Raw genomic sequence first — 16,342 nt, 5'->3', positions numbered from 1 at the left:
GATTAAAGGTCAAAATAGTAAATTATATTAATCGTTTAATCTTTAAGCTAAATTTATTCTTCTTTAAAAACTTCAATAGTTACTTGTTTTTCCACCAAATCAGTGAATTTCCCTTTATATCTGGTAGCTCTCACTAAGTGATTATCAATCCAGTGGTAATTTCCGCCTCTTGGCTTCCCACACAAAACACTATGGTATTTGAATCCATGTTTATCCAGCCAATCAATAGTGATTTGCTTAAGATTTTCAGTTCTTGAAGTGAAAAAACAGATCTGATGTCCTTCATCATACCATTTGTTGATGGTTTCCAATGCATCCGGAAACGGTTCGCATGTTACCATTCTTTCCGGCTCTTCATTCGGGACATCTTCTGTAATCGTTCCGTCGATATCAATCAGATAGTTTTTAATTCCATCTTTTAGAATCGGGCTAATATGATTTTTGTATTCTAATTCCATCCTTAAAAAATTGAATTACAAAGGTAAAGTTTTATATTAAAATAATTATTAAACTTGTTTACGATTATCTTAATATAAGATGTTTCATTATTTAATGAATAGTATAATTTAAACTTAAAATATTTATTTCGGTTAAATTTTTCTTTTTATTATAGAATCTCTTTTTTGCTATATTTGAATTACACTTTAAAATATGAAAAGAATTTTAGCTTTGATCTTTGCACTTCTCGGATGGTTTGCGATTATTATGCAATATTATTTAATGTTGCAAAATTCAGCGCTTTCTTTTGGGGAAATGACAATCAGGTTTTTCAGTTATTTTACGATTCTTACCAATCTGGTCGTTGCCGTTTATTTCACTTTTTATGTTGTTAAAAATCCTCAGAAAACTGAACATTCAGGACTGTTGACTGCAATCACAATTTATATTTTGATTGTCGGATTGATTTATCAGGTTTTGCTTCGTTCAGCCTGGAGCCCGACAGGAATGCAGAAAATTGTGGATGAATTGCTACATACCCTGATTCCGGTTTTAGTCTTATTTTTCTGGTTTTTATATGAAAGTAAAAGTGGCTTGCATTATAAACAGATTATAAAGTGGACAATCTATCCTGTGACTTATCTTTTGTATATCCTTCTCAGAGGGAGTTTTTCAGGTTTTTATCCTTATCCATTTGTAGATGTACTTGCAATTGGTTATCCTGAAGTCTTATTTAATTCTTTCTGGATTTTGATTTTCTTTATTGGTTTGTCGATGCTTTTTATCCGGTTCGGAAAAGCTTTAAATAAATAATATATTGCGTCGATTAATAATCGTTTTTAAATCTAAGATCATTTTTCATGCCCAAAAACCATGATGTTTTACCAAAAATTTCCAAAATACATTTATTACACTTACATTTGTAGGAATGGAAGAATTGGTGGTTTTAGTAAATTCTGAAGATAAAGTTCTCGGCCTGATGGAAAAGCAGCAGGCTCATATCAATGGCTTATTACACCGTGCTTTTTCAGTTTTTTTATTCAACAATAAAGGTGAAATGCTCTTACAAAAAAGAGCTTCCGGAAAATATCACTCACCTCTAAAATGGACCAATGCGGTCTGTTCACATCCCAAAAACGGGGAAACTTATCTTGAAGGTGCAAAGCGCAGACTCATGGAAGAACTCGGAATTGAGGCGAAAATTTCTGAAAAATTCAATTTTATTTATAAGGCGGATGTTGGAAACGGGCTTTGGGAGCACGAACTTGACCATGTTTTTGTGGGAACTTTTGAAGATGATTTTAATTTAAACAAAGACGAAGTGGAAGAAGTGAGGTACATTTCTATGGAAGACCTTGATAAAGAAATGATTAAGCAACCTGAACATTTCACAGAATGGTTTAAGATCATCTTGGAAGAATATAAACACCATTTTTAATCATGAAGAAAATAATTTTAATATTATCTTTTTTAATAGCATTTTTTTCATTTGCACAAAATGTTCCTACTAAAGTTTACGACAGTAAAAACTACTCTATAACACTTCCTGAGGACTGGAAAGTAACCAATGACAGTGAAATCATCAATATTTTCCCAAGTAATCAGATCGGGGCCATCACCATTTCGGAATACCATGATTTGAATCTTCCGAAAACAGAAACAAAAAAATTCATCCTTGCCCTTTACAAATCAGCTGATGATGAGAAGAAAATAAAAAGCAAAAGCGGTAAAAAAGGATACACAGAATATTTTTACGAATATTTCGACGAAAAAGAAAAATTATTCTGGACAACAAAGGTTTTGCAAAAGGAAAAAGATCTGTTTCTGGTAACCATTAATTGCCAGCAAAAATACTGGAACGGAAATTATATGAAGCTTTTCAACGAAGCTTTTGACAGTTTTAAAATAAAGAAATAGAAATAAAAATAAATATGAAGAAAACAGCATTGTACGACAAACACGTTTCTTTGGGAGCTAAAATCGTAGATTTCGCAGGTTTTGAAATGCCTGTACAATATTCCGGAGTAACGGAAGAGCATTTTGCAGTAAGAGAAAAAGCAGGTTTGTTTGATGTTTCCCACATGGGACAGTTTTTCATCGAAGGTAATGGTTCCAAGGAGCTTTTACAGTTCGTTACGACCAATAATATAGATGCTCTTGAAAACGGAAAAGCTCAATATTCTTGCCTTCCCAACGAAAATGGTGGAATCGTGGACGACCTTATCGTTTACAAAATGGAAGACGATAAATATTTCGTGGTTGTCAATGCTTCAAACATCGAAAAAGACTGGAATCATATATCAAAATATAATACTTTCGGGGCAAAAATGATCAATGCTTCTGATGATATGTCTTTGTTGGCAGTTCAAGGTCCGAAAGCAACTGAAATTCTTCAGAAATTAACAGAAACCAACCTTTCTGAAATTCCTTATTACCACTTTACGGTAGGTTCTGTTGCGGGTGTAAGTGATGTAATTATCTCGAACACGGGCTACACAGGAAGTGGAGGTTTTGAGATTTATTTTAACAATGAATCTGCCGAAAAACTTTGGGATGCTATTATGGAAGCTGGTGCATCCGAGGGAATTATGCCTTGCGGATTGGCTTCCAGAGACACTTTAAGGCTGGAAAAAGGATTCTGCCTTTACGGAAACGATATCGACGATACTACCTCGCCGATTGAAGCCGGACTGGGATGGATCACAAAATTCGATAAAGAATTTATTTCTAAAGATACTTTTGCTAAGCAAAAAGAAGAAGGTATTACCAGAAAATTAGTTGGATTCGAGCTTACCGACAAAGGTGTTCCAAGACACGACTACCCTGTTGTAGACGCAGAAGGAAATGTAATCGGGAAGGTAACTTCAGGAACGCAGTCTCCGATGAAAAAAATCGGTTTGGGATTGGCTTATGTTGATAAGCCTCATTTTAAATTAGGTTCTGAAATTTTCATTCAGGTAAGAAACAAAAATATTCCTGCAAAAGTGGTGAAAGCTCCTTTTGTATAATTGAAATATTCAAAATAATATAAAAACCGCAGACTGTTCTGCGGTTTTTATTTTTAATAAATTCTTAATTTGTAGGAGAAAATCTTGTATAATTACTCAACTCTATCCAAAAAATGCCTTTAATGAACTGATAGTTTCTTTATCACTTCCAATGAAAATTTCATTATCCGTCAGGAAAACCGGTCGTTTCAAAAACGTGTAATGATCCAGCAATAATTCTTTAAAATCTTCTTCGCCAAGAGCTTTTAAATCAAGCTCACGCAATTTTATCTGAGTCGATTTTTTGCTGAACAGTGCTTCATAAGACTTTGCTCTTTTGTACATTTCGTCCAGTTCTTCTTTTGTGATCGGTTCTTTTTTAATTTCGCGAAGTTCCCAGCCGGTAAGTCTGAATTGTGCTAAAATTTTCCTGCAAGTGTCGCATGTATTAAGATAGAATACTTTCTTCATTATATTTTTAAATCTTTTATTTGTTAAAATTAAACTTAAGAAAAAGTTCAATCTGTAAAAATAGGATTTAATAAGTGATATTAAAAATTATTAAATATCTTTATTCAAACAAATTTTTATAAATGGATAATAAACCTATTACTTTTCAGTTTATTTCGGAACCTTCAGATGTCAATTATGGAGGAAATGTACATGGAGGAAGCGTCATGAAATGGATTGACCAGGCCGGATATGCCTGTGCTACAACCTGGAGCGGAAATTATTCCGTAACAGTCTATGTTGGCGGGATCCGTTTCTATGAACCGATCAAAATCGGGGAAATTGTAAAGGTAGAAGCAAGAGTTATCTATACAGGTTCGTCCAGTATGCATATTTCGATAAATGTTTTCTCAAGAAATCTGAAACAGCCGACTTTTGATAAAAAAACACATTGCATCATTGTTTTTGTGGCGGTTGACGAAAACGGAAAAAAACTCCCGGTTCCAAAATGGATACCGGAATCCGATGAAGATAAACAGCAGGAACAATATGCTATTCGTCTCATGGAACTCAGAACACAGATTGAAAATGAAATGAAACCGTTTTTATAATGCATAGAAAAGAATTTATAAAATTATCTTCATTAGGACTTTTAGGTCTATATTCTTGCGGTGTTTCTAATGTTTTAACGAATAAAAAACCATTGGCTATTCAATTATATACCATTCGGGATGCTGTTTCTCAAAACCTTGAGAAAGCATTGGGAAAATTGGCTGAATTAGGATTTACAGAACTTGAGATTTATGGTTATAACGGAACTTTCTTTGGGAAAAGCAGCAGTGAATTCCAAACTATTCTGAAAAATCTTGGTTTAAAAGTAATCAGTTCGCACCATACAACCGGAATTCTTCATAATGATAAAGGAACTTTATTAAACAATTGGGAGAAAACCGTTGAAGATTTACATCTTATTGGTTCAAAATATATGGTATGTTCTTATCTTTTCCCAGAAGAAAGAACAATTGAAAATTATAAAAAACTTCCTGAACTGTTTGAAAAATCAGGGGGAACTACAAAAAAAGCGGGAATTCAGTTCGCTTATCACAATCATGATTTTGAGTTTGAAAAATTTGATGATACCAGAAATATTTACGATTTTATTTTAGAAAATTCTTCATCAGATTTGGTTAAAATGGAACTGGATTTATACTGGATTTCAAAAGCAGGCATTGATCCATTAACTTATTTTGAAAAATACCCGAAAAGATTTCCGCTCTGGCACGTGAAAGATATGAAAGCCGGAACAAAAGATTTTGCTGAAATCGGGAACGGAATCATAGATTTTAAAAAGATTTTTGAAGCCAAAGAAAGGGCAGGTTTGAAATATTGGTTTGTGGAGCAGGACTCCAGCGATAAAGATATTTTTGAGAGTATCAAAATGAGTAAAAAGTATATTTCGGAAAATAGTTTCTTTTTAAAATAATATTTATATTTGCAATACAAGGAAATGGTGTTCTTCCTTACCCAACCGCTTTTCAGAAGCTGATGACGCCTGATTAAGAGATTATTAACAGTAATTGATCAGGTAAAATATGTCTAAACATCCACGAACTTTAAGCCAAAAAGCAAAATTTCATACCAGATTTTTCTTCAGGAAATATCCTGCTTTACCCTATCTTTTTAGGTGGCTTTGCATTAGTCTTATCATCGGAGCATTAGTGGGAACGGCTTCTGCAGGATTTTTACAGTCGTTGGAATGGGTTACTCATTTCCGGGAAAACCACGTCTGGCTGATTGCATTTTTACCGGTTGCAGGTTTTCTGATTGGGTTTTTATATCATCATCTCGGAAAAGATATTGAGGCTGGAAACAACCTCCTGATCGACAGTATTCATGATCCGAAAGAAATTATTCCTTTTAAAATGGCTCCTTTTGTTTATCTGGGAACCATTGTCACCCACCTTTTCGGGGGTTCTGCAGGGCGTGAAGGAACTGCAATTCAAATGGCGAGCGCAATTGCAGATCAATTTTCCAAACCTTTTAAATTAAATAAAAACGAAAGAAAAATTTTAATCATTTCTGCAATTGCAGCGGGCTTCGGTTCTGTTTTCGGGACACCTTTGGCTGGAGCAGTTTTCGGACTGGAAGTTTTTCTTATTGGCAGAATTCGGTATAATGCAATTTTTCCTGCATTTGTTTCGGCAATCCTCGCGAATTGGGCGACTGATCTTTGGAATGTAAAACATACTCATTATCATATCGATTTTATCCCAAAACTTGAATTTTTGCCTGTTTTATACAGTGTTTTGGCAGGAATTGCTTTTGGGATCTGTGCTGCAACCTTCAGTAAGGTGATTCATTGGGCAGGTTCTGTTTTTAAATCAAATATAAAATATCCTCCGCTTCGTCCTGTTGTTGGCGGGATTATTGTTGCCGCTGCCGTTTTTGCAATGGGAACGACAAGGTATATTGGCTTGGGAATTCCAACCATTGTAGAATCTTTTGAAAAGCAGCTTCCGCTTTATGATTTTGCATTAAAAATGGCTTTTACCATTATCACTCTTTCAGCAGGTTTTAAGGGCGGAGAAGTCACTCCATTATTTTTTATCGGGGCAACTTTGGGAAGCGCATTATCATTGTTTATCCCCTTGCCGTTCGGGTTGTTGGCGGGAATGGGATTTGTAGCGGTCTTTGCCGGAGCAACGAATACTCCACTCGCGTGTATGTTGATGGGAATTGAGTTATTCGGTGCAGAATGTGGGGTTTATGTCGCGATTGCCTGTGTTGTTTCTTACCTTATTTCGGGGCATACCGGGATTTATACTAAGCAGAGAGTTGGAGAAATGAAAGGGAGGGATTGAGTTTGAGGGTATGGGAGTTGGTGGGATGGAGTATCTGAGAGGGTTGTTGATTGAGGTTTTTGTTTTGATGACTGCAACCCTAGCCCCGATAGAAACGGCATCCTTTTTTGTTGCGGGCGGAGCGAAGCGGAGGCCGTAACAAAAAAGATATAGTGGATAGCGGGAAATGGCTTCTGAAAATTTTATTTAATATCTTCTTGCTTTCTATATTGACCACCCCGTCAAAAATTCTTTGAATTTTCGCCCCTCTCCAAAGGAGGGAATTTTGCGACTACTGATTAGTCTTAAATAACAAAAACCCTTTGATGAACAAAAGGTTTTTGCGTATTAAATGTGGAAATGTTTATTTCTAAAATGAAATAATTCTGTTGATTAGCAAGTCATTACCTGCGGACATGCGATGTATTGTACACAATATTTCGGTCCTGTAACGGCTCCTGTACAGCTGCATCCGCAAAGGGAAAGATCGGGAGTACCCCAAGTTCCGCCTCCGCCAATACCTCCTACGATGTTTTTAAGATCATCTTTTCTTAATTTTTTACCGTTTTTTAAAATGTTGTTTTGCATGTGATTTGGTTTTTGATTTAACAATATAATTTAGTTACTTTCAAAGTTAAACAAATATTAATTATTCAACGCATAATTTAATATTAAATTTTATAATTTGTTTGTTCTGTTTAACTTATTATTAGTATAACGATAAATCTTGTTTAAATATTTCTTAAACAGTTGTAATTATTCTGTAAATTCCAAGTCTTTGTTGTGGGTCTCTGAAATGGTAAGGGATGAGTAAAAAGCCAGTCCAAACACGATTATTCCTATAATTGCAGCACTCATAATAACCGAAAAGTCAGTCTTAAAAAAATCAAAACCAAAGATCATCACAGGAACTAAACCACGGACCATATTGGGGACCGTTGTAGTTGCCGTATTTCTTATATTGGTTCCGAACTGCTCCGCTGCTAACGTCACAAACATTGCCCAATACCCCGTTCCTAAACCAAGCCAAACACAGAAAAAATAATATTTTATTTCCGAATTTGTATTTCCGAAAAGCATGAACGCAACACCAACAATAGTGAACGCCAACATATAGAAAATGGCCATTTTACGGGATTTTAAGAGATGGGAAATAAATCCGCTAGCCAGATCACCGACGGAAATACCAATATAAGCCCACATAATTGCTTTCCCAGGACTAATACTTTCAATTCCCATTTCAGGAGCAAATTGATTGGCCAAAACAGCCAGAATCCCAATGCAGTACCAGGTCGGTAATCCGACGGCAATACATTTTAAATATCTTATCAACCGATCTTTGTTGGTGAAAAACGACAGGAAGTTTCCTTTGGAGACAGATTTATGCTCAATATTTTTATAAATTCCGGATTCTGAAACGCTGATTCTTAAAAATAAAAGCAGGATTCCCAAAATTCCGCCGATGATGTAAGAAATATTCCATCCACCGGCTAGTTCTACCGTTAACTGAGCTACAACCGCGCCCATTAATCCGAAACCGGCAACTACAGAAGTTCCGATCGCTCTCAGATTCTTTGGTAAGCTTTCGGAAACAAGGGTAATTCCTGCTCCGAGTTCCCCCGCGAGGCCAATTCCTGCAATGAATCTTAATCCTGCATACTGATACACCAAATGTTCTTTTGGAAAATAAGGTAGAAAACCGCAAGCGATATTCGCTAAAGAATACACTAAAATGGAACCAAACAAAACAGATAATCTTCCTTTTTTGTCTCCGAAGATTCCCCAGAAAATACCGCCAATCAGCAAACCTACCATCTGAGCATTGAGAATAAACGTGCCGTCGACATCTGGATTTAAGCCTAATGCTTTTAAGCTTGGAATTCTTACAATACCAAATAAAAGTAAGTCGTAGATGTCTACAAAGTAGCCCAATGCGGAAATAATTACGGGAATGGAAAAAATGTACTTCAGTTTTGAAGACAAAGAAAGTTCTTGCATTTTGGAGTTTTAAATTTGGTTAAAAATAGAAAACCTTTCAAGAAATTGAAAGGTTTTTGTTTTAAAGTTAGTTATATTTAAATAATCGTAAAGAAGTTGTTCAAGAATAATCTATTTCTTTAGTCTGCTAACAGCTTTAATGTTTACGAAATCATAAATTTATTTTACCTTTAAAACAAATCTTTTATAGAATTTCCCTTAAAATATTTACTGTATTTATCTTTTCACCAGTAGATTTAAAATCCACTTCTAACCCTAAGTTTAAATTCGAAATATTTTCAATAAGATTATTACTTTTAGTTGAAACATTTTTGAAAAGATTTTCATATTTATCGTAAGGAATTTCTTTTCTATCATCAATTTTAATATCACAATAAGCCTGGCTTTTGTTTATTTCTGATAATTCAAATTTGTAATTCTCATTTTCAATATTTAAAATTAAACCGGGCAAACCTTTGAATATGAAAGCGCCGTCCTGAAAGGGAATATCGGCAGTAAACCAGGCAATCCATTTTTCATCTTTATAAAAAACCTCGGCTTTCTGTGCTTTGTATCCTCCGACTATTTTATTTTCATTTAGAATTTTCCAATTCAAAACATTTGGCTTTTGGGTGTAAATATAAGTATCATCTGCTTTATCTAATAATGTAATTATATCAGGGGTTGCGTTCTGTTTATATATTGCTAAATAAGATTTTGCACCTTGATCTTTTAGGCAATAATTAGAAGCATAAAAAATGCTATGATCCTTAAAAATATCTAATTGATAGGTTCCTATCTCTCCTCCACCTTTTTTAAATTTATAAATAATAGATAAATCTTGTGAGAAAGCTAAGGAATTAAAAATCAATCCTAAACAAATATATACTTTAAAAATTTTAGACATTAGAAGACACTATTTAATTCGATAAAAATAGAAATTAATTCAATCAAATATATTCTTTGTTAAATATATCTGTCATGCAATAACATATTGCTTATTTTACTATTATAATATCAATATACAAATAGATATTTTAGTGTTTTTTACAGCCATTCTCAGATAACAGTTAATACAGACAATTTATTTTTAAAAGGCCTGTAAAATTCTTTTTTATGTGAAAAAAAATATTTAACATTGTAACGTAATATAGATACGAATCTATCTTTAAAATATAAAGCATTAGCTTTTCTTGTTCTGGAAAACTGGTAATTTTTAAGAGTAGCAAGATTATGCAATGCTCACGTTTCGGCGTGGGCTATTGTTTATCTGTTACTCGGGTATACCAGTACCTCCAGAACAATAGACATAGTTCCACGCTTTTTTGTTTTTATAATTGATTAGCTAGGGAATAAAATTAATTTAAACATAGAGTACTTTGTAGTGTACAATGCAAAAGAAAAATGATTAAATAACGCTTGCAAGCAGACACCAACAGGAATCTAAAAGTGTCTTTAAACTTTGGGTTCAATTATTCAATTTTAATTTAAAAAACATGAAAAAAACATTATTAACACTTTGTTTATTAGGAACTATTGTAGTTTCTGCATTTCCGTTCAGAACTTCTTGTGGAAAAGTTGTAAATGTATCAGAGGGAATAACATTTCATACTGATGATACATTACAAGAAGCTTTAGCAGGATTAGATAGATTTCTTTGCAATTCAAATACTCATGCTTCACAAATAGTAATTTACGGACATTAAAATTTAAATGGTAGTTGTTTCGACAACTACCACATTTATTATGAAGTATTATTTAGTTATTATGATATTTTTATTTACAAAAGTATCATCCCAAATAAAATTCAATGTTGAATATGAGGCGGATTATGAATTGAATTATAAAGATTTTACCACAGATGTAGCAAAAAGCAAAACTACTTTTGCTTTATTACTAAATCAGAATGAATCATATTTTAAGAATATGAATAAGTATATAAAGGATTCATTAATAAATGAAAAGCAGATTATTTTGTCAGGAAATGCTTATAATGACATGAAAATGACAGGAAAATATTATAGTAATTTTCCCGAAACGATTGGTATTACTTCTTCTAAAGTATATGTAAGTCTAGCTGTATATAATAAAAACTTTAGATATGAAGAAGATAATAACATAAGCTGGCAATTGCAAAATGATTTTAAAACAATAGGAAAATATAAAGTTCAAAAAGCAATAGCTAAAAAATATGGAAGAACATGGGTAGCATGGTTTGCAAAAGATATTCCTTTTCCTTTTGGACCTTATAAATTCAGTGGATTACCAGGACTGATTTTAGAGGTATATGACGATAAAGATGATTATCACTATTCATTATATAAATTTGGAAAACGAAAATATATATGCAACTCTGCTAATATGTATAAAAATGCAAAATTAGTTGACAAATCAAAAGTATTTGATCAAAAAAGAAAGTCTATGCAGGATATTAATAAATTCAAAGAATTAATTGATGATCCGGAAATTATCCAAACTATTACTAAAAGAGCACCAGTTGTAGCAAAAGAATATAACCCGATTGAATTAAAAATATATTAAAGCGATAACATCCATTTAACGGGAAACTAATCTAAATTTAAGCACTTATAGTGTAAGAACTTCCACTATAAGTGCAATTTATAATAAAACAACAATTATGTATTACCATAAAAAGCTACTACAATTATCCATTTTATTTTATAGTGTTTTATCTTATACTCAATCATACAAGCAGGATTTTTTGCGTGGTGAGTTCATTTATCAGTTAAAAGCTAAATCTGATACACGAACTGATAATAGATACGAAGAGCTTTTCTCATTACAGATAGCTGATAATCGTGCATTTTTCGCAAGTTCAGTATCGCTGAAAGGCGATTCGGTAATGGCGACTTCAGGAACAACGACACATAATTCCGATGGAAGTATAACTCTGGGCTGGAAAAAAGACGTAGAGATTCCAAAAACAGGTTTATCTTTTACTATAATTCAATCAAATGAAAATGTACAATATTTTAGATCAGCCGGAATGTCATTACTCACTTATAAAGAGCCGGTAATAAATAATTGGAAACTTATAGAAGAAACAAAAATAATCAATACAATTAATTGTAAAAAAGCAGAAGTTACGCTCAAAGGAAGAAACTGGATTGCGTGGTATTCGCCCGAAATTCCTTTACCTTATGGCCCATATAAATTTAGCGGATTACCAGGATTGATCGTTAAAATAACTGATGACAAGGGAGATTGGGATTTTGAACTGGTTAAATCTGTACCTGTTTCTAAACTGAAAGGAAAAGTAATTAACATCAAGAAAAGCAGATATACTGAAGCCATAGAAACAACACAGCCAAAACTTAAAGAAGCAGTTAGAAATGCTGATGCCAATGCGGCGGCCGCTCTTGCAAGCTATGGAACCACAATCATTAAAGGGCAGGAAATGCTAAGAGAAAGAGAAAAACAAAGAGAAGAAAATAAAAAATATGAAAATCCTCTGGAATTGAGCAATTAAAAATATAAGCTCTGAAATTGTTTCAAAATTCATAATTTTCAAATTAGAAAAATAAAACCTTTCAATTTCTTGAAAGGTTTTTTTATTAAATATCTTTTTCCGATTATTATCTCGCAATATTCACAGCTCTCGTTTCTCTGATTACTGTTACTTTTACCTGTCCCGGATATGTCAATTCATTCTGAATTTTCTCCGAAATGTCATAAGATAATTGAGAGGCCACTTCATCATTTACCTTTCCGCTTTCTACCATTACTCTTAATTCTCTACCCGCCTGAATTGCGTAGGCTGATGAAACTCCTTCAAAACTTAATGCTGCAGATTCAAGGTCTTTCAATCTTTGGATATAAGATTCAAGCACCTGTCTTCTTGCTCCCGGTCTTGCTCCCGAAATTGCATCGGCAACCTGGATGATTGGAGACAATAATGAAGTCATTTCAACTTCGTCATGGTGAGCTCCGATGGCGTTCACAACTTCTGCATTTTCACCAAACTTTTCCGCCCACTGCATACCTAGTAATGCGTGAGGAAGTTCAGATTCCTGCTCAGGAACTTTCCCGATATCGTGTAATAGACCTGCTCTTTTTGCTAATTTTACATTTAATCCTAATTCAGCAGCCATTGTCGCAGCAATATTGGCAACTTCTCTGGAGTGCTGTAGTAGGTTTTGTCCGTAAGAAGAACGATATTTCATTCTACCTACAATTTTGATTAATTCCGGGTGTAAACCGTGGATTCCAAGATCAATAATTGTTCTTTTCCCAACTTCAATGATCTCCTCCTCAATTTGTTTTCTTGTTTTTTCTACAACTTCCTCGATTCTTGCAGGGTGAATTCTACCGTCTGTAACCAATCTGTGAAGTGATAATCTTGCAATCTCCCTTCTTACAGGGTCAAAACATGAAAGAAGAATGGCTTCCGGAGTATCATCAACGATGATTTCTACACCTGTAATGGCCTCCAAAGCACGAATATTCCTACCCTCTCTACCAATAATTCTACCTTTTACTTCATCAGATTCGATATTAAATACTGATACAGAGTTTTCAATCGCCTGCTCCGTTCCGATTCTCTGAATGGTCTGGATAATGATTTTTCTGGCTTCACTTTTTGCATTCAGCTGAGCTTCTTCCATGATACTTTGAACATGCGCCTGAGCTCTTGTTTTAGCTTCGGCTTTCATGGTTTCTACCAACTCTGCTTTAGCTTCTTCCGCTGTGTAATTAGCGATTTTTTCAAGAATTTCAACTTTTTTAGCAGTTGCTACATCAAGCTCCTGCTGTTTTCTTTCTAAAATTTCGTTTTTCTTAGCATAATCGGCAATCTGCTTATCAAGGTCTTTTTCAAGTTTACCTGCTTTGCTAAGTTCATCATTCAGCTTATTTTCTTTGTCTTTAATTCTCTTCTCAACCTCCTGCATTTTTTTCTCGCGAGACTGGATGTCAGCATCATGCTGAGATTTTAGTTCCAAGAACTTTTCTTTAGCCTGAAGGTTCTTTTCTTTCTTTATGGATTCAGCTTGTACATTAGCTTTTTCTATAAGGTTTTCGGCATTTTTCTTTGCATCATCTATAATAAATTTTGCTTTAGTATTGAGTGAGCTTTTAGAGAAAAACATCCCTAAAACCGCGCCTATAACTAAACAAATCACGCCGACTATAATGGCTGTTATTGTCATAATCTATATTAAGTTTTAATTGTCTTTTTTAATGTTAAAAATAAAAAAAACCCACAATAATCCAGAGATTGAGAGTAAACTCCTAATCAACACGATTTGAACTGATTTCCACTGTCTGTAATCCGGAGAACCGGCACGCCATTCAATGGACATTTGTTCGGCAATTGTTTAGTGTTGAGTTTACCTTTAAATGTGTTAGAATTATTGTAGGCAGTTTTGTGGGAAAAAAAATCTATTTCCCAATTTCATTCAACGACTGATTAATCTGTGCTAATCTTTCGTTGGTAGAATGTATTGTTTTTTCGTAGTTCGTAGACACCACTTCGGCATTGGTCCCCAATTTAAGGGCACACATCGCCAGAGCATCCTGTTTGTCTCTCACATCGAAATTCTGTTCAAAATCTTTAATCATATTTTCTATTTGCTTTCCTACCTTACGCAAAGTTTCTTCCTCTGCTGCCGGTACGTTCAGCGGATATACCCTTCCTGCAATGTTGATCGTTATTCTTCTTACCTCCATTATAATCCACTGTTTTGAAGCTGGGCAATACAGAAATCTATTTCCTTTACCAATCTGTTGATGTGATTTTTCATCAACCTGTTGTGCTCAGGGTTTCCTGATATTGCTGAATAAAGTTTTATATTTTTTTGCTCTTCTGCTAATACCTGACTTTTTTTTCTTTCCTCATCATATTTCTTCTTCAGCTCTTCATGCTCAATGTTTAGTTCTGAGAATTTTTCAGCGAGATTTTTATAGTTCTTTTGTAATAGTAAAATCTTTTTCTCTAATTCTGAAAAATTGTTTTCTAAATCTTGAAGCATTTCAGGTTTGTATATTCTAACTATTAGCAAAAATAACAAAATATTAATACTAACAAAAATAAAACGCTCTATATTTTGATAAGGCAACAAAAAAAGGAGACACAAACGTATCTCCTCTGTATATTTAAGGTTAATTTCTTATTCGAATTTAAGAACAAAAAATACCGCTCTTGTCTGTAAAGTAGACATTGCAGCCGTCCAATATGGAGGTGTTGTCGCATTATCTGCTACAATTTCATTGTTCATGATGAATGTACCTCTGATTGCCGGTGTTAGCTTAAACTTATTAAAGTAAAACTGAACTCCCATTTCTGCAGACCATGCAAAATTATGCGTTGTAGATCTGAAGATCTGCTGCATATTGTCATCCGTAGAGTCTGAATTCGACTGAAGGTTTACGATATAGTTCACCCCAGCTGCGATGTAAGGTCTTGAGTTGTACCATCTTTGTCCGTGAAGCTCTAGCAATACGGGAACGTCAACCAAAGTTGTTTTAATTTCTCTTACCCTGTCATTTTCACCTAAAGGCCTCGGAGTAAAAGGATCGTTCGTCAAAGTACCCGCAGCATACTGGTCGTTTGATTGCGTATTGAAAGTCAATTGTCTCTGACCAAATTGTAACCCTGGTTCTAATCTTAAATCCAAATAATCATTCAGTCTCCATTTTGCGATCAAACCGGCACCGAAACTGTAGCTTTCTTTAGATGTAACAAGATTTTGATTATTATTCATCCCGTATCTAGGATTCAAAACGATACGGTAGTCTAGTCTGTTGCCATTCAAATAAAAACCCCAACTGAATTTCTGCTCGTCAAAGTCTTCCAACTTATCCATTCTGTTTCGGGTTCTGAATTGCGCATCCGCAAAAATCGCAATATTTACTGAGGCTAAAACCAGTGCTTTTAATAAAAATTTATTCATAGGTTACTTTGTTGCTTTATAAATTGTGGCTATACCTAAACTAAGTTTTTTATATTCAACTTTTTTAAATCCTGTATCTAAAAGAATTTGTTTCATTTTTTCCCCGAAAGGAAAAGCATTTACAGAATCCGGAAGGTATGTATATGCCCTATTGTCTTTGGAAACCAGTCTGCCGATAGCAGGTAATATATTTTTGAAATAAAACATATAAAATGGCGCCAGAAAACCCTCAACCTTTGAAAACTCCAGTATATAAACACTCTTGTTATCCTTCACTACTCTTCTCAATTCCGCTAAACCTTTGGTAAGGTTTTCAAAATTCCTTACTCCAAATGCAACGGAAACAGCATCGAATCTATTGTCCTCGAAAGGTAAATTTTCTGCATCTCCTTTTTGCATGGAAATTTTGCCGTCTAATTTAAGTTTTTTTATTTTAATAACGCCAACATTTAACATTTGTTGCGATAAATCTAAACCAATTACTTTGGAACCCGTTCCTTTTTCAATCGTAATAGCCAGATCTCCCGTTCCTGTAGCCACATCCAGCACTTCCTGCGGATTATCATTTTTCATCCATTTCACCAAAGTATTTCTCCACAAAACATCAATTTTCATGGACAAAACATGATTCAAAAGATCATATTTCGGTGCAATATTGTCGAACATATCCTCTACCTGGCTCTTCTTTGTAGCCTCTGAATTGTAGGGAGTAACTTGGTTTATATCTTTTGTCAAAACT

Annotated in this window: 20 protein-coding genes and 1 riboswitch; of the genes, 10 read left to right on the top strand and 10 right to left on the bottom strand. The window is 34.1% G+C overall.

From position 1 onward, the window contains the following. Positions 1–53: 53 nt before the first annotated feature. Positions 54–458, bottom strand: a complete 405-nt coding sequence (locus ATE47_RS04990; protein ID WP_062160922.1) for an LNS2 domain-containing protein — start codon at positions 456–458, stop codon at positions 54–56. Between the two features lie 193 nt (positions 459–651). Between ATE47_RS04990 and ATE47_RS04985 the strand changes: the two genes are divergently transcribed. The 4 genes from ATE47_RS04985 to gcvT all read left to right on the top strand — a co-directional run bounded on the left by ATE47_RS04985 (position 652) and on the right by gcvT (position 3,446). After that, the gene (locus ATE47_RS04985; protein ID WP_062160921.1) at positions 652–1,251 is read left to right on the top strand and encodes a Pr6Pr family membrane protein; all 600 of its coding nucleotides are present in this window, start codon (positions 652–654) and stop codon (positions 1,249–1,251) included. A 115-nt stretch (positions 1,252–1,366) separates the two neighbouring features. Further along, complete coding sequence (idi, locus tag ATE47_RS04980) at positions 1,367–1,876, top strand: isopentenyl-diphosphate Delta-isomerase (protein ID WP_062160920.1); 510 nt, start codon at positions 1,367–1,369, stop codon at positions 1,874–1,876. A gap of 2 nt (positions 1,877–1,878) precedes the next feature. After that, positions 1,879–2,355: a hypothetical protein gene (locus ATE47_RS04975; RefSeq protein ID WP_228376320.1), complete on the top strand. Its 477-nt coding sequence runs from the start codon at positions 1,879–1,881 to the stop codon at positions 2,353–2,355. Positions 2,356–2,369: 14 nt separating this feature from the next. Next, complete coding sequence (gcvT, locus tag ATE47_RS04970; RefSeq protein WP_062160918.1) at positions 2,370–3,446, top strand: glycine cleavage system aminomethyltransferase GcvT; 1,077 nt, start codon at positions 2,370–2,372, stop codon at positions 3,444–3,446. 102 nt (positions 3,447–3,548) lie between these two features. Here gcvT and ATE47_RS04965 read toward each other — a convergent pair whose 3' ends face one another. Next, positions 3,549–3,896 carry an arsenate reductase family protein gene (locus tag ATE47_RS04965; RefSeq protein WP_082632505.1) on the bottom strand — a complete coding sequence of 116 codons (348 nt, stop codon included), beginning with the start codon at positions 3,894–3,896 and terminating at the stop codon, positions 3,549–3,551. 122 nt (positions 3,897–4,018) lie between these two features. Here ATE47_RS04965 and ATE47_RS04960 point away from each other — a divergent pair, with 122 nt between their 5' ends. The 3 genes from ATE47_RS04960 (at position 4,019) to ATE47_RS04950 (ending at position 6,736) form a co-directional block, all read left to right on the top strand. Continuing rightward, positions 4,019–4,486, top strand: coding sequence for an acyl-CoA thioesterase (locus ATE47_RS04960; RefSeq protein WP_062160917.1), 468 nt, complete (start codon positions 4,019–4,021; stop codon positions 4,484–4,486). Further along, positions 4,486–5,358 (top strand): sugar phosphate isomerase/epimerase family protein, encoded by an 873-nt coding sequence (locus ATE47_RS04955; RefSeq protein ID WP_062160916.1) that lies wholly within the window; start codon positions 4,486–4,488, stop codon positions 5,356–5,358. Before ATE47_RS04960 ends, ATE47_RS04955 begins: the two co-directional genes overlap by 1 nt. Positions 5,359–5,369: 11 nt before the next feature. Beyond that, a riboswitch (Fluoride riboswitch) is annotated at positions 5,370–5,437 on the top strand. Between the two features lie 30 nt (positions 5,438–5,467). Continuing rightward, complete coding sequence (locus tag ATE47_RS04950) at positions 5,468–6,736, top strand: voltage-gated chloride channel family protein (protein ID WP_082632503.1); 1,269 nt, start codon at positions 5,468–5,470, stop codon at positions 6,734–6,736. A gap of 372 nt (positions 6,737–7,108) precedes the next feature. On the opposite strand, the gene ATE47_RS04945 is transcribed toward ATE47_RS04950, so the two are convergent. From ATE47_RS04945 to ATE47_RS04935, 3 genes are all read right to left on the bottom strand, one after another. After that, positions 7,109–7,303, bottom strand: a complete 195-nt coding sequence (locus ATE47_RS04945) for a hypothetical protein (protein WP_062163451.1) — start codon at positions 7,301–7,303, stop codon at positions 7,109–7,111. 168 nt (positions 7,304–7,471) lie between these two features. Beyond that, complete coding sequence (locus tag ATE47_RS04940) at positions 7,472–8,713, bottom strand: MFS transporter (protein WP_062160915.1); 1,242 nt, start codon at positions 8,711–8,713, stop codon at positions 7,472–7,474. 184 nt (positions 8,714–8,897) lie between these two features. Next, complete coding sequence (locus ATE47_RS04935) at positions 8,898–9,599, bottom strand: GLPGLI family protein (protein WP_062160914.1); 702 nt, start codon at positions 9,597–9,599, stop codon at positions 8,898–8,900. 589 nt (positions 9,600–10,188) lie between these two features. Between ATE47_RS04935 and ATE47_RS04930 the strand changes: the two genes are divergently transcribed. The 3 genes from ATE47_RS04930 to ATE47_RS04920 all read left to right on the top strand — a co-directional run bounded on the left by ATE47_RS04930 (position 10,189) and on the right by ATE47_RS04920 (position 12,182). Then, positions 10,189–10,398 carry a hypothetical protein gene (locus tag ATE47_RS04930; protein ID WP_062160913.1) on the top strand — a complete coding sequence of 70 codons (210 nt, stop codon included), beginning with the start codon at positions 10,189–10,191 and terminating at the stop codon, positions 10,396–10,398. A gap of 40 nt (positions 10,399–10,438) precedes the next feature. Then, on the top strand, positions 10,439–11,233 hold the full coding sequence (locus ATE47_RS04925) for a GLPGLI family protein (protein ID WP_185097134.1): 795 nt from the start codon (positions 10,439–10,441) through the stop codon (positions 11,231–11,233). A gap of 97 nt (positions 11,234–11,330) precedes the next feature. Continuing rightward, entirely contained in the window at positions 11,331–12,182 is an 852-nt protein-coding gene (locus ATE47_RS04920) for a GLPGLI family protein (RefSeq protein WP_062160911.1), read from the top strand. A 106-nt stretch (positions 12,183–12,288) separates the two neighbouring features. Here ATE47_RS04920 and rny read toward each other — a convergent pair whose 3' ends face one another. The 5 genes from rny to ubiE form a co-directional block, all read right to left on the bottom strand. Then, a complete protein-coding gene (gene rny, locus ATE47_RS04915) occupies positions 12,289–13,860 on the bottom strand; it encodes a ribonuclease Y (RefSeq protein ID WP_062160910.1) in 1,572 nt (523 codons plus the stop codon). Positions 13,861–14,092: 232 nt separating this feature from the next. Next, entirely contained in the window at positions 14,093–14,380 is a 288-nt protein-coding gene (locus ATE47_RS04910) for a cell division protein ZapA (RefSeq protein ID WP_062160909.1), read from the bottom strand. Further along, positions 14,380–14,682 carry a hypothetical protein gene (locus ATE47_RS04905; protein WP_062160908.1) on the bottom strand — a complete coding sequence of 101 codons (303 nt, stop codon included), beginning with the start codon at positions 14,680–14,682 and terminating at the stop codon, positions 14,380–14,382. Before ATE47_RS04905 ends, ATE47_RS04910 begins: the two co-directional genes overlap by 1 nt. A 138-nt stretch (positions 14,683–14,820) precedes the next feature. Beyond that, positions 14,821–15,603: a type IX secretion/gliding motility protein PorT/SprT gene (gene porT, locus ATE47_RS04900; protein ID WP_062160907.1), complete on the bottom strand. Its 783-nt coding sequence runs from the start codon at positions 15,601–15,603 to the stop codon at positions 14,821–14,823. Between the two features lie 3 nt (positions 15,604–15,606). Beyond that, a complete protein-coding gene (ubiE, locus tag ATE47_RS04895; protein ID WP_062160906.1) occupies positions 15,607–16,338 on the bottom strand; it encodes a bifunctional demethylmenaquinone methyltransferase/2-methoxy-6-polyprenyl-1,4-benzoquinol methylase UbiE in 732 nt (243 codons plus the stop codon). Positions 16,339–16,342 lie beyond the last annotated feature (4 nt).

The organism is Chryseobacterium sp. IHB B 17019 (assembly GCF_001456155.1).
In the GTDB taxonomy this organism is placed as follows: domain Bacteria; phylum Bacteroidota; class Bacteroidia; order Flavobacteriales; family Weeksellaceae; genus Chryseobacterium.
The sequence above is the reverse complement of the archived record's forward strand: the minus strand, read 5'-3'. Positions and strand labels throughout refer to the sequence as shown.

Excerpts from the sequence above, each read along its gene's own strand:
- ATE47_RS04990 (WP_062160922.1), bottom strand. The coding sequence starts at position 458 with ATGGAATTAGAATACAAAAATCATATTAGCCCGATTCTAAAAGATGGA.
- ATE47_RS04985 (WP_062160921.1), top strand. The coding sequence starts at position 652 with ATGAAAAGAATTTTAGCTTTGATCTTTGCACTTCTCGGATGGTTTGCG.
- idi (WP_062160920.1), top strand. The coding sequence starts at position 1,367 with ATGGAAGAATTGGTGGTTTTAGTAAATTCTGAAGATAAAGTTCTCGGC.
- ATE47_RS04975 (WP_228376320.1), top strand. The coding sequence starts at position 1,879 with ATGAAGAAAATAATTTTAATATTATCTTTTTTAATAGCATTTTTTTCA.
- gcvT (WP_062160918.1), top strand. The coding sequence starts at position 2,370 with ATGAAGAAAACAGCATTGTACGACAAACACGTTTCTTTGGGAGCTAAA.
- ATE47_RS04965 (WP_082632505.1), bottom strand. The coding sequence starts at position 3,896 with ATGAAGAAAGTATTCTATCTTAATACATGCGACACTTGCAGGAAAATT.
- ATE47_RS04960 (WP_062160917.1), top strand. The coding sequence starts at position 4,019 with ATGGATAATAAACCTATTACTTTTCAGTTTATTTCGGAACCTTCAGAT.
- ATE47_RS04955 (WP_062160916.1), top strand. The coding sequence starts at position 4,486 with ATGCATAGAAAAGAATTTATAAAATTATCTTCATTAGGACTTTTAGGT.
- ATE47_RS04950 (WP_082632503.1), top strand. The coding sequence starts at position 5,468 with ATGTCTAAACATCCACGAACTTTAAGCCAAAAAGCAAAATTTCATACC.
- ATE47_RS04945 (WP_062163451.1), bottom strand. The coding sequence starts at position 7,303 with ATGCAAAACAACATTTTAAAAAACGGTAAAAAATTAAGAAAAGATGAT.
- ATE47_RS04940 (WP_062160915.1), bottom strand. The coding sequence starts at position 8,713 with ATGCAAGAACTTTCTTTGTCTTCAAAACTGAAGTACATTTTTTCCATT.
- ATE47_RS04935 (WP_062160914.1), bottom strand. The coding sequence starts at position 9,599 with ATGTCTAAAATTTTTAAAGTATATATTTGTTTAGGATTGATTTTTAAT.
- ATE47_RS04930 (WP_062160913.1), top strand. The coding sequence starts at position 10,189 with ATGAAAAAAACATTATTAACACTTTGTTTATTAGGAACTATTGTAGTT.
- ATE47_RS04925 (WP_185097134.1), top strand. The coding sequence starts at position 10,439 with ATGAAGTATTATTTAGTTATTATGATATTTTTATTTACAAAAGTATCA.
- ATE47_RS04920 (WP_062160911.1), top strand. The coding sequence starts at position 11,331 with ATGTATTACCATAAAAAGCTACTACAATTATCCATTTTATTTTATAGT.
- rny (WP_062160910.1), bottom strand. The coding sequence starts at position 13,860 with ATGACAATAACAGCCATTATAGTCGGCGTGATTTGTTTAGTTATAGGC.
- ATE47_RS04910 (WP_062160909.1), bottom strand. The coding sequence starts at position 14,380 with ATGGAGGTAAGAAGAATAACGATCAACATTGCAGGAAGGGTATATCCG.
- ATE47_RS04905 (WP_062160908.1), bottom strand. The coding sequence starts at position 14,682 with ATGCTTCAAGATTTAGAAAACAATTTTTCAGAATTAGAGAAAAAGATT.
- porT (WP_062160907.1), bottom strand. The coding sequence starts at position 15,603 with ATGAATAAATTTTTATTAAAAGCACTGGTTTTAGCCTCAGTAAATATT.